Annotated in this window: 8 protein-coding genes and 1 riboswitch; of the genes, 4 read left to right on the plus strand and 4 right to left on the minus strand. The window is 70.0% G+C overall.

The window, feature by feature from the left end; genetic code table 11:
* Positions 1–250 precede the first annotated feature (250 nt).
* On the plus strand, positions 251–1348 hold the full coding sequence (gene cyc1, locus ASD48_RS21985; RefSeq protein WP_199875917.1) for an epi-isozizaene synthase: 1098 nt from the start codon (positions 251–253) through the stop codon (positions 1346–1348).
* Entirely contained in the window at positions 1345–2715 is a 1371-nt protein-coding gene (locus ASD48_RS21990) for a cytochrome P450 (protein WP_057603342.1), read from the plus strand. The genes cyc1 and ASD48_RS21990 overlap by 4 nt, the downstream gene beginning before the upstream one ends.
* A 10-nt stretch (positions 2716–2725) precedes the next feature.
* Here ASD48_RS21990 and ASD48_RS21995 read toward each other — a convergent pair whose 3' ends face one another.
* Positions 2726–3694 carry a helix-turn-helix domain-containing protein gene (locus ASD48_RS21995; protein ID WP_057603343.1) on the minus strand — a complete coding sequence of 323 codons (969 nt, stop codon included), beginning with the start codon at positions 3692–3694 and terminating at the stop codon, positions 2726–2728.
* 93 nt (positions 3695–3787) lie between these two features.
* On the opposite strand from ASD48_RS21995, the gene ASD48_RS44810 reads away from it, so the two are divergent.
* Positions 3788–4030, plus strand: a complete 243-nt coding sequence (locus tag ASD48_RS44810) for a hypothetical protein (RefSeq protein ID WP_057603344.1) — start codon at positions 3788–3790, stop codon at positions 4028–4030.
* On the opposite strand, the gene ASD48_RS22005 is transcribed toward ASD48_RS44810, so the two are convergent.
* The 3 genes from ASD48_RS22005 to ASD48_RS22015 form a co-directional block, all read right to left on the minus strand.
* Positions 3943–4971: a ribonucleotide-diphosphate reductase subunit beta gene (locus ASD48_RS22005; RefSeq protein ID WP_057603345.1), complete on the minus strand. Its 1029-nt coding sequence runs from the start codon at positions 4969–4971 to the stop codon at positions 3943–3945. The genes ASD48_RS44810 and ASD48_RS22005 overlap by 88 nt on opposite strands.
* Positions 4971–7349: a ribonucleoside-diphosphate reductase subunit alpha gene (locus tag ASD48_RS22010; protein WP_057603346.1), complete on the minus strand. Its 2379-nt coding sequence runs from the start codon at positions 7347–7349 to the stop codon at positions 4971–4973. Before ASD48_RS22010 ends, ASD48_RS22005 begins: the two co-directional genes overlap by 1 nt.
* A gap of 144 nt (positions 7350–7493) precedes the next feature.
* Positions 7494–7583, minus strand: a riboswitch (cobalamin riboswitch).
* Between the two features lie 77 nt (positions 7584–7660).
* On the minus strand, positions 7661–8167 hold the full coding sequence (locus tag ASD48_RS22015; RefSeq protein ID WP_057603574.1) for a GNAT family N-acetyltransferase: 507 nt from the start codon (positions 8165–8167) through the stop codon (positions 7661–7663).
* A 143-nt stretch (positions 8168–8310) separates the two neighbouring features.
* Between ASD48_RS22015 and ASD48_RS22020 the strand changes: the two genes are divergently transcribed.
* Positions 8311–11898 (plus strand): hypothetical protein, encoded by a 3588-nt coding sequence (locus tag ASD48_RS22020; RefSeq protein ID WP_057603347.1) that lies wholly within the window; start codon positions 8311–8313, stop codon positions 11896–11898.
* Positions 11899–11995: the final 97 nt, after the last annotated feature.

Consider the following 11995-nt stretch of genomic DNA (forward strand, 5'->3'; position numbering starts at 1 on the left):
ATCCTTCCGGCCGGGCGTCGTTCGTGTGTCCGACGGACGTTCGATCGCTTACGCACATCTACTGCACATCTGCTGATCCGTAACCAGTCACGCAGGGGCGGATTCTCGGCATGTGGGGTGGTGAATGAAGCAAATCCGTTCCCAGAACGGTCAGTTGTAGTGCTGAATGGGAAGTGCGGGGATACGCAACGGCGCACGCCCGGCACGGGGCGAGGGGTGTGTGCCCACTGGCGGCTGAGAGGGGTTGTCCGTGCCAGCTTTCCCATACAGCACCACATACAGCACCACAGCGACGGTGACCGCGCCCGCGGTCCCTCCCTCGCTCTCTCTTCCGGTCATCGAGGCGGCGTTTCCCCGGCAACTGCATCCGTATTGGCCTCAGTTGCAGGAGAAGACGCGCTCCTGGCTGCTGGAAATGCGGTTGATGCCGGCGGACAAGGTCGCAGAATATGCCGACGGACTTTGCTACACCGACCTGATGGCGGGCTTCTACCTCGGCGCACCGGACGAGGTCATGCAGGCCATCGCCGACTACAGCGCGTGGTTCTTCGTCTGGGACGACCGGCACGACCGTGACGTCGTGCACGGCCGGACGTCCTCCTGGCGGCGGCTCAGGTTCCGCTTGCACGCGGCCCTGGACTGCCCGGCGGAGCATCTGCGCCACCCGGATCCGCTGGTCGCCGGGCTCGCGGACAGTGTGAGCCGGCTCCACTCCTTCCTTCCCGGTACCTGGAACGCCCGGTTCACCCGGCACTTCCACGCCGTGATCGACGCATACGACCGGGAATTCCACAACCGAATCGAAGGGCGCATTCCAGGAGTCGAGGAATACCTGGCGCTGCGTCGGCTCACCTTCGCGCACTGGATCTGGACCGACCTGCTGGAGCCGAGCGCGGGACGTGAACTCCCGGACCCGGTGCGAAAGCACCCCGCATTTCGCCGGGCGGCGCTGCTGAGTCAGGAATTCGCCGCCTGGTACAACGACCTCTGCTCACTTCCAAAGGAAATAGCGGGCGATGAGGTGCACAATCTCGGAATCAGTCTCATCACTCATGAGGGACTGACCCTGGAAGAGGCGGTGGAGGAAGTCAGGCGACGCGTCGAGGGATGCATTTCCGAGTTCCTCGTCGTCGAGAAGGACGTCTTACGGCTCGCCGACCGGCTGGCCGACGGGACGATCCGCGGAAATCAACTCGGCGCCGCCGTGCGGTGCTGCCTCGGCAATATGCGGAACTGGTTCAGTTCCGTCTACTGGTTCCACCACGAGTCCGGCCGGTACATGGTCGACAGCTGGGACGACCGGTCCACGCCCCCGTACGTCAACAACGAAGCGGCAGGTGAGAAATGACCGTCGAGTCGATGAAACCCGCGACCCCCGCGGCGCCCGAACTGCGTGAGCCACCGTTGGCCGGTGGCAGGGTTCCGCTCCTCGGACACGGCTGGAAGCTGGCCCGTGACCCGCTGGCCTTCCTGGCCCGACTGCGCGACCACGGCGACATCGTCCGCCTCCGGCTCGGCCCCAAGACGGTGTACGCCGTCACCGCGCCGGAGCTCACCGGCGCCCTGGCGCTCAGCCCGGACTACATCATCTCGGGGCCCCTGTGGGAGTCCCTGGAGAGCCTGCTCGGCAAGGAGGGCGTGGCCACGGCCAACGGCCCGCTGCACCGCCGCCAGCGGCGCACGATCCAGCCCGCGTTCCGGCTCGACGCGATCCCCGGCTACGGGCCGATCATGGAGGAGGAGGCGTACGCGCTCGTCGAACGCTGGCGAGGGGGCGAGGTCCTCGACGTCACCGCGGAGGCCTTCCGGGTGTCCGTGCGCATCTCCGCGCGCTGTCTCATGCGCGGCAGCTATATGGACGCCCGGTCCGAGCGCATCACGTCGGCGCTCGCCACCCTGTTCGCCGGTATGTACCAGCGCATGGTGGTGCCCCTCGGCCCGCTTTATCGGGTACCGATTCCGGCCAACCGCGAATTCAACCGGGCGCTGGCCGATCTGCATCGGCTGGTCGACGAGATCATTGCCGACCGTCGTGCATCCGGTCAAAAACCGGACGATTTGCTGACGGCTTTGCTGGAGGCGAAGGACGAGAATGGTGACCCGATCGGGGAACAGGAGATCCACGACCAGGTCGTGGCGATACTCACACCGGGCAGCGAAACAGCCGGCTCTGTGGTCATGTCGCTGCTCCATGTCCTCACCGAGCACCCCGACCAGGTGGACAAGATCCGCGAAGAGGTGAAAAGCGTCGCCGGTGACCGGCCGGTCGCATTCGGCGACGTCCGAAAGCTCCAGCACACCGCCAATGTCGTCGTCGAGACCATGCGGCTGTATCCCGCCGTATGGATATTGACCCGGCGCGCGGTGACCGAGACCGAGCTCGGCGGCTACCGCATTCCCGCGGGCGCCGACATCGTCTACAGCCCGTACGCCGTACAGCGCGATCCGCGGTCGTACGATCGGCACACGGAGTTCGATCCCGACCGCTGGCTGCCCGGCGGCTCCCCGGAGGTGCCGAAGTACGCCATGACGCCGTTCGGCGTCGGCAACCGGAAGTGCCCGAGCGACCACTTCTCGATGGCCGAGCTGACGCTGATCGCCGCGGTGGTGGCGTCGGCGTTCCGCTTCGAGCCGGCGCCGGGCTCCGACAACCGGACGCACATCGGCATCACGCTCCGACCGCGCAGGCTGCTGCTGCGGGCGGTGCCCGGGTGAGAGCCGCGGCTCAGGCGACGGCCTGCGGGCCGCGGAACGTGCGCCGATAGGCGTTGGGGGACGTCCCCAGCGCCTGCACGAACTGGTGGCGCAGGGCACCGGCCGTACCGAAGCCGGCGCGCCAGGCGATCGCGTCCACCGTCTCGTCCGTCGCCTCCAGCAGGTGCTGGGCCAGCAGCACCCGCTGACGCAGCAGCCACCGGTAGGGGGTGGTGCCCGTCTCCTGCTGGAACCGGCGGGCGAAGGTGCGCGGTGACATGTGGGCGCGTTCCGCGAGCTGCTCCACCGTGACCTCCTCGTCGAGGTGCTGCTCCATCCACGCGAGCACCTCGCCGACGGTGTCGCACCGCGACCGGGGCAGCGGCCGCTCGATGTACTGGGCCTGGCCGCCGGCCCGGTGCGGCGGCACCACCATCCGCCGGGCGATCCGGTTGGCGACCTCGGGCCCCTGCTCCTTGCGGACCAGGTGCAGACAGGCGTCGATGCCGGCGGCCGTGCCCGCCGAGGTGATCACCGGGTCCTCGTCGACGTACAGCACGTCCGGCTCGACGGCCGTCCGGGGGTAGCGCCGGGCCAGCACGTCCGCGTGCCGCCAGTGCGCGGCGCAGCGCCGGCCGTCGAGCAGCCCCGCGGCGCCCAGCACGAACACCCCGGAGCAGACGCTGAGCACCCGGGCACCCCGGTCCACGGCCCGGCGCAGCGCGGCGAGCAGCTCGGGCGGATACGCGCGGTCGATGTTCGCGTCCGCGGCCGGTACGGCGATCAGGTCGGCCTCCTCCAGCCGGTCGAGGCCGTACGGCGTGGACACGGTGAGTCCGCCGACGTGGGTGCCCAGGACCGGGCCCTCCGCCGACACCACGGCGAAGTCGTACACCGGTAGACCTTCGTCGCTCCGGTCGAGGCCGAACACCTCGCAGACGACGCCGAGTTCAAAGGGATGCACACCGTCGACCAGGACGGCGGCCACGTTTTTCAGCATGCTGCCAGTGTGCACCCGCGGTGGCAGGAATTTGAAGGTGTGCGGCAGTCCTGCCACTCACGGTCAGGGGCGTCCGGCACAACACTGGTGTCCATGAACACGAACCAGATCGAAGGCCTCATCGGAATGCTCATGGTCCTCGGGATCCTCGTCCTCCTGGTCCTCCCGTCCGTGCTCGGCGTCGTGCGCGACCGGCGCGCCGACCGGCAGATCAGGGAGGCCCAGGAGGCCCGGGGCGAGCGGGAGGGTCAGAAGTCCTCGTCCAGGTCGACGGTGCCCTCCACCGCGACCTGGTACGCCGACGGACGGCGCTCGAAGAAGTTGGTCAGCTCCTGAACACCCTGGAGCTCCATGAAGGAGAAGGGGTTCTCCGAGCCGTACACCGGGGCGAACCCGAGCCGCGACAGACGCTGGTCGGCGACACACTCGAGGTACTGCCGCATCGAGTCGGTGTTCATGCCCGGCAGCCCCTCGCCGCACAGGTCGCGCCCGAACTGGAGCTCGGCCTCGACAGCCTCCCGCAGCATGGCGGTCACCTGCTCCTGGAGCTGGTCGTCGAAGAGTTCCGGTTCCTCCTTGCGGACGGTGTCGACCACCTCGAAGGCGAAGCTCATGTGCATCGTCTCGTCACGGAACACCCAGTTGGTGCCCGTGGCGAGACCGTGCAGCAGACCCCGGCTGCGGAACCAGTAGACGTACGCGAAGGCGCCGTAGAAGAACAGGCCCTCGATGCACGCGGCGAAGCAGATCAGGTTGAGCAGGAAGCGGCGGCGGTCGGCCTTGGTCTCCAGCCGGTCCAGCTTCTCGACCTCGTTGATCCACTTGAAGCAGAACTCGGCCTTCTCGCGGATGGACGGGATGTTCTCGACCGCGTCGAAGGCCGCCGTCCTGTCCTGCGGATCCGGGAGGTAGGTGTCCAGGAGCGTCAGATAGAACTGGACGTGGACGGCCTCCTCGAAGAGCTGCCTCGACAGGTAGAGGCGTGCCTCGGGGGAGTTGATGTGCTTGTACAGCGTCAGCACGAGGTTGTTCGCCACGATCGAGTCGCCCGTCGCGAAGAACGCGACCAGCCGGCCGATCATGTGCTGTTCGCCCTCGGACAGCTTCGCCAGGTCGGCGACGTCCGAGTGGAGGTCGACCTCCTCGACGGTCCAGGTGTTCTTGATGGCGTCCCGGTAACGCTCGTAGAAGTCCGGGTAGCGCATCGGCCGGAGGGTCAGCTCGAAGCCCGGGTCGAGCAGGTTCTTGGCGGACGCGGTGTTGGCTTCGCTGGTCATTACTGGCAGGCCTCGCAGGACTCGGGGTTCTCAAGGGAGCAGGCGACGGCCTCTTCCGAGGTCACCTGCTGCACGGGGATGGCGGCGGGCGTCTGCGCCTGGGCCGCGCGGGCGATCCGGGTCGCCGGGCGGGAGCGCAGGTAGTACGTCGTCTTCAGGCCCGACTTCCAGGCGTACGCGTACATCGAGGAGAGCTTGCCGATGGTCGGCGTCTCCAGGAACAGGTTCAGGGACTGCGCCTGGTCCAGGTACGGGGTGCGGGCGGCGGCCATGTCGATCAGGCCGCGCTGCGGGATCTCCCACGCCGTGCGGTACAGGGCGCGCACGTCCGCCGGGATCCAGGCGAGGTCCTGCACCGAGCCGCTGGAGTCGCGCAGCGCCTCACGGGTGCGGGCGTCCCAGACACCGAGGTCCTTGAGGTCCTGCACCAGGTAGGAGTTGACCTGGAGGAACTCGCCGGACAGCGTCTCGCGCTTGAACAGGTTGGACACCTGCGGCTCGATGCACTCGTACACGCCCGCGATGGACGCGATGGTGGCGGTGGGGGCGATGGCGAGGAGCAGGGAGTTGCGCATGCCGGTCTGCGCGATCCGCTCGCGCAGGGCCGCCCAGCGCTCCGGCCAGCTGAACTCGACGCCGTAGTGGTCCGGGTGCAGCACGCCCCGGGCCGTACGGGTCTTCTCCCAGGCCGGCAGCGGGCCGTTGCGCTCGGCCAGCTCGGCGGAGGCCTCGTAGGCGGCGAGCATGACGCGCTCGGCGATCCGGGTGGACAGCGCCTTCGCCTCGGGCGAGTCGAAGGGCAGCCGCAGCTTGAAGAAGACGTCCTGGAGGCCCATCGCGCCCAGGCCGACCGGACGCCAGCGGGCGTTGGAGCGGCCCGCCTGCTCGGTCGGGTAGAAGTTGATGTCGACGACCCGGTCGAGGAAGGTGACCGCCGTGCGGACGGTCTCGTCCAGCCGCTCCCAGTCGATCGTGCCGGCCGCCGTGTCGACGAACGCGCCGAGGTTCACCGAACCCAGGTTGCAGACCGCCGTCTCGCCGTCGTCCGTGACCTCCAGGATCTCCGTGCAGAGGTTGGAGGAGTGCACGACGTGACCCGGCTCGGCCGTCTGGTTGGCGGTGCGGTTGGCCGCGTCCTTGAAGGTCATCCAGCCGTTGCCGGTCTGCGCGAGGGTGCGCATCATGCGGCCGTAGAGATCACGGGCCGGGATGGTCTTCTTCGCGAGGCCCGCCTCCTCGGCCTTGCGGTAGGCCGCGTCGAACTCCTCGCCCCACAGGTCGACGAGCTCCGGCACGTCGGCGGGGGAGAACAGCGACCAGGGGGCGTCGGCGCTGACCCGGCGCATGAACTCGTCCGGGATCCAGTGCGCGAGGTTCAGGTTGTGCGTCCGGCGGGCGTCCTCACCGGTGTTGTCACGCAGCTCCAGGAACTCCTCGATGTCGGAGTGCCAGGTCTCCAGGTAGACCGCCGCCGCGCCCTTGCGCCGGCCGCCCTGGTTCACCGCGGCGACCGAGGCGTCGAGCGTCTTCAGGAACGGCACGATGCCGTTGGAGTGCCCGTTGGTGCCACGGATCAGCGAACCGCGGCTGCGGATACGGGAGTACGACAGTCCGATGCCGCCCGCGTGCTTGGACAGCCGGGCCACCTGGTGGTAGCGGTCGTAGATGGAGTCCAGCTCGTCCAGCGGCGAGTCGAGGAGGTAGCAGGACGACATCTGGGGGTGCCGGGTACCGGAGTTGAAGAGCGTGGGGGAGGACGGCAGGTAGTCCAGGCGGCTCATCAGCCGGTAGAGCGCGGCGACCTCGTCCAGGGAACGGGAGGTGTCGTCCTCGGCGAGGCCGGCGGCGACGCGCAGCAGGAAGTGCTGCGGTGTCTCGACGACCTTGCGGGTGATCGGGTGCCGCAGGAGATAGCGGCTGTGCAGGGTACGCAGCCCGAAGTAGCCGAAGCGGTCGTCGGCCTGCTCGTCGATCAGGGCGTCGAGGCGGACCGCGTGGACACGCACGAACTCGGCTGTGCGGTCGGCGATCAGGCCCTCGCGGTGGCCGACGGCGACCGATCCGGTGAACGACGTGACGCCCTGGGAGGCGGCCTCCGCGGCGATGCTGATCGTCAGCAGCCGGGCGGCCAGCTTCGAGTAGGCGGGGTCCTCGGAGATCAGGCCCGCGGCCCCCTCCGTGGCCAGCTCGCGCAGCTCCGCGGTGACCTCGGAGGCAGCCCGCGCGGACCGGCCGCGCAGGGCGGCGGCGGCGACCCGGCCGGGGTCGGCGTCGGGCAGGTCGGCGGTCAGCTCGGTCAGGGTCCGCAGCAACGCGGTACCGGGACCGTCGGTCTCCAGCTCGGTGGCGGAAACCGGCTCGGCTGGCGCGATGGTCACGTGGGGCTCTCCCTCGCTCGGCGATGGGCCTTGCGCAGGGCAGGGGGCAGCACACGAGCGCGCGGGGCGTCGCGTCCACCGGCCCACTCCACGAGACCCGGACGTCAGGGCACCCGGACCGGACGGCCGGGCGCGCTGTCGGCAGGACCTCGGACTGAACAGGCGTGCGCATACGGGTATGGATGCACGCGAGTACACCGTTGCGGGACAGTTCCGGATTCGCACCGGATTCCCCTGCGGCGACAGCGAGCATGAGCATACATCTTGTGCTCACCTGTCACGCCACCCCCAGATGTTGTGTCGGGGTGGTTTCAGAGCGTCAGCTGATAGGTGATCAGGGTGAGATCGTTCCGGTCCGGCATGGGGTTCCAGTCCCGCTCGGGTGTGCGGACGAAACCCAGACGTTCGTAGATGCGGTGGGCCGCGTACATCACGCGTTGGGTCGACAGGACGACGGCGGTGCAGCCCTCCGCGGCCCGGGCGCGGTCGAGGCAGGCGCGGACGAGGGCCTCCCCCGCACCCCGGCCGCGGGCGGCCCCGTCGACCGCGAGCATGCGGATCTCCGCCTCGCCGCGGCCCGCGATGTCGGACATGGGGCCGGGGCCGGGGACGAAGGTGACGCCGCCGAGGACACGGCCGTCCTCCACGGCCACCAGCACCTCGGCGGCCGCCGCGCGCTCGGCCACGTCGCGCAGTTCGCGCAGATACCCGTCGCTCTCGCCGAAGTCGAGGAGGCCGTCGTCGAGGTAGGCGCGGGCGGTCATGTCGCCGAGGGCCTCGTACTCGCCCGGCGCGACCTGCCGTATCACGATGTCCATGGCCCCGAGTGTGCCGGACGCCCGGGTTGCGGAGCGTGCCGGGAGTGATTCCATGGAAGAAGGCGTCGGCGCCGTGCGAATCCTCTGCTCCGCGAGTCCTCCGTCCCGGAAACCGCTTTCTCGGGACGTGCAAGGAGAACGCCATGACGAGGGTCGTCCGCCATCCCCCCGGCAAGGAGCGGCCGCGCGACGCGCCGATGGCCACACTGGTCTTCCGACGGGCGGGGCACCGGGTCGGACACGGCCTCGTCGGCCGCTGGCACGCCCTGACGATCCGTCTGGAGGCCCGCCGCGGCGCCACCCGACCCAAGAAGTGGCGCCGGTGTGTCTCCTACGCCAACGTCACCAGGATGATCTGGCTGGTTGCCGTGCTGGCGCTGCTTGCCTGGGTCGGCGAGGGCCTGTTCATCCTCGTCACGCACGACACGACCGGGTTCGAGCAGTGGCGGCAGGGCAACGACGGGTTCGAGACCGTCTTCAAGTTCGTCGGCCCGGTCCTCGCCGCCTCGATCGCCGCCGCGCTCTTCCTGTTCTGGTGGTATCGCTGGACCAAACAGCGCTATCTCACCAAGGCCTTGCGGGACCCGCGCCGGCTGGTGCCCACCGCCGGGTACGACACCGCCGAGATCGTGGGCCGCGAGGACATCGCCCAGGTCATCGCCGAGCGGCTGCGCGAACGCGACACGCGGCGGCCGTATCTGCTCGTCGGCGGCGTCGGAGCGGGGAAGACCGCCGTCCTCGTACGGCTCACCGAACTGCTGGCCCGTCAGCACGCCGTACCGGTGCCGGTCAGACTGCGGGACGCCGCCGACGGCTCCGACCTGAACTTCGAACGCCTGGCGAGGCAGCGCTTCGCTCAGGAGGCGCCCAAGGGCATCCTGGCGCGCAGCAAGACCGACCGGGTGTGGCAACAACTCCTCGCCGACGACAAGCCGGTCGTCCTGGCCGACGGCCTGGAGGAGGCCCTTCTCGACGACGGCGACGGCCGGCAGCACAACCGGGACAACGTCATCCGCCGGGCCATCGAGCGCGCCCGCGAGGAGAAGCTGCCCCTGGTCATCGCCTCCCGGCCGCACAGCCCGCTGGAGACCACCTCCGCCGCGATCGTGGTGCTGGAACCGCTCAGCGAGGAGGAGGCGCTGCGCTTCATCGAGGCGGACGTACCGGAGACCGACGAGCGCCGGGTGGACTGGATCGTGGAGACGGCGGAGGTGACCGAGTCGCCGATCTACCTCCAGATCGCCCGTGAACTCCACCGGCGGGGAGTCCTGGAGCACGACCGCCCGGACGGCGATCCACGGCACATGAACACCCGCAGCCGCGACCGCGCCACCCTGCGGCTCTGGCTCCTGGAGACCTGGGCCGAGGCGCTGTGCGAGGGAAAGCTGCGCGAGGATGTCGCGCTGAACCCGCAGGAGCGCCGTGACACGCTCGAAGCGGTCTCGGCCCTGGCCTGTGTCGGACTGCTCCAGGACAAGCTGGAGGTCGGATTCGCCGAGCTGCTCGACCCGGAGGTCCTGCACCCCGGTCCGGCACGGCGCGCGCGGGCCCGGGCCGAGCACGTGTGGGCCGGCCGCGGCTTCGACCGGTACGGCAAGCGCGGGATCACCCTCTCCGACTGGCACCGGCGCCGGATCTGGGACGCGCTGTGCGAACGGCTCGGCGAGACGGAGCGACGGCGGCTGCGCGAGGGGAACATGGACCAGTGCCATGCCGTCCTCGCCCGCTTCGCCGCCCGCGCGGGCAAGCTCAGACTGGTGGAGGGCTTCGAGCACAGGGTCCGCTTCCCGCACAGCATCATCCAGGCCTACTTCGGTTGTCGGCTGCTGAACCACCTCGGGGAGCGGGGCGCCGGAGACCTGGCCGAGCAGGCGCTTCAGCCGCCCGGCCCCAGTCGCGAACTGCTCATCGCCCTCGTCCTGCTGTCCCGTGGCAGGGTGGCGCACGCTCCGGCCCGGGGACACGGCGTGCGGGCCGAGATACGGAAGGAGATGGCGGAACTGCTGCGGCAGACGCCCGTGCGGGGCCGCCCGCTCGCCCACCGGCTGTGCGCCGCCGCGGGCCGCCGCACCGACGACCCCAAGGCCCTGGATCTCTACGCGGCCGCCCTGGAGATCGAGAGCGCCGAGGACGACCCGGGAGAGCTGAGCGCGATCGTCACCGCGGTGCGTGAACACTGGGCCGGTATCAAGGGTGACCGGCGCACCCTGAGGGACGCCAAGCGCAGAGTGCTCAAACAACTGGGTTCCGCGCTGCGGAAGGTGTCCGACCGGATCGACACCACGCCCTTGTACTGGGAGCTGTTCCGACTGGGCATCCAGGAACCCTCCTACTCCATCCGCCTGGTGGTCGCCCAGGAGGTCGGCACCGGTGGCAACGCGGCGTTCGCCGTGATCCGCGAGCGGGTCGGCCTGAACAGCGACCCCGTGAACGAGTACAACGACCGGCTGGAAGAGCTGAAGGCCTGGAAGAGACGGGAGTACGAGGCGTGGTCCGTGCGCATGGGGCAGGCGCACGCGGACCGTATGTCCCCGGGGGGCGCTTCGGCCGAGGACCTCGGGCGGTTGCAGGAGGACCGCAAGGAACTGAACCGGCGCTACCGCGAGCGACGGGTCGATCTCTTCCGGGAGTTCGTGATGCGGGCCTGGATGCTCCCGATGCTCCTGGGCTCCGTCGACGAGGCCCATCGCGACGAGGCCCGGGAACGCCTCACCAAGTGGCTGCGCCACCTCGACCCGGAGTTCACCGGCGGCGCCCCCGATCTGCCGCTCGCCCTGGAGGCCGCGCTGGCCCAGGGCTTCAAGTACGCGGCCAACCGGCGCCATCGACACCCGCGCACCCACCCGGGCGGCCGCAACGACCTGATCCGCCAGGCGGAGACCGTGCTCCGGCAGTCACGCTGCTGGTACGCGCAGCTCAGCCTGCTCCAGGCGCTGTGTCTGTGGGAGCTCCCGGACGCTGTCGGCGGCCGGGCCGACGGGCACCAGCCGATCCAGCGGTTCGGCGGGGCCACCGCCGTACAGACGGTGCAGCGCTGGCTGGCGATGGCGGGCACGGTGAACGGGGCGCCGGGGCACCCGGACCGGCCCGGTGAACCGGCCCGGCGGTGCCTGCATCCGTTCGTCGCCGAGGCCGGCGACCTGGTCGCCCTCGCCCTGGAGACCGGACAGCCCGAGCGGTTCCTGTGGATCGACGAGAAGGGTGTCGCCGACAACATCGGCGCCCGCGCGGGCGGCACCGGGGTATATCGCAAGCACAGCCTGTGGATTCCCCCCTCGGTCGGCTGGAGCACCCTCGACCCGCGCGCCCAGCGTCTCGTCGCCGACGTACTGGTGATGCTGAACCTCATCGAACGGGACGGGCACCCGGACGAGGTCGAGGAACGCCTGACCCGCGTGGAACAGCCCGGGATGTCGTTGCCGCCGTGCATCTGCACGGACCGGGAGCCGTTGCGGCCCGGCCTGCGCATCGGCACGTCCACCCCGCCCGCACCGGGCTCGACCTGTCTGCCCGGCTGCAAGTTCCAGCTCTGCCCGTACCCTCCCCGGGGCGGTCTGCCCCGAGGAGAGATCCGGGAGCCGTTCTGCCGTCAGCAGCAGGCCCTGCTGCCCGGCAGCTTCCGGCGCCGGCTGCCCCGGGGGCTGCGCAGGAAGACCCCGCGCTGGGTCGGCATGCGGGTGCGCGAACTGGACCGCTTCTGGGCCGCGATGGCCCGACGGACGCGGGACTAGCCTCGCCCCCCGGGCGATCGCGCGCCCCCTGGGACCGTCCGGTGCTGCCGGCCGTGGCCGCGGGGGCGAGGCGCCGATACGGCGTCCCCGCCGTCCC

The sequence above is a fragment of the Streptomyces sp. Root1310 genome (assembly GCF_001426425.1).
Classification (GTDB): domain Bacteria; phylum Actinomycetota; class Actinomycetes; order Streptomycetales; family Streptomycetaceae; genus Streptomyces.

Coding starts and splice junctions, on each gene's coding strand:
- ASD48_RS21990 (WP_057603342.1), top strand. CDS start 1,345: ATGACCGTCGAGTCGATGAAACCCGCGACCCCCGCGGCGCCCGAACTG.
- ASD48_RS21995 (WP_057603343.1), bottom strand. CDS start 3,694: ATGCTGAAAAACGTGGCCGCCGTCCTGGTCGACGGTGTGCATCCCTTT.
- ASD48_RS44810 (WP_057603344.1), top strand. CDS start 3,788: ATGAACACGAACCAGATCGAAGGCCTCATCGGAATGCTCATGGTCCTC.
- ASD48_RS22005 (WP_057603345.1), bottom strand. CDS start 4,971: ATGACCAGCGAAGCCAACACCGCGTCCGCCAAGAACCTGCTCGACCCG.
- ASD48_RS22015 (WP_057603574.1), bottom strand. CDS start 8,167: ATGGACATCGTGATACGGCAGGTCGCGCCGGGCGAGTACGAGGCCCTC.
- ASD48_RS22020 (WP_057603347.1), top strand. CDS start 8,311: ATGACGAGGGTCGTCCGCCATCCCCCCGGCAAGGAGCGGCCGCGCGAC.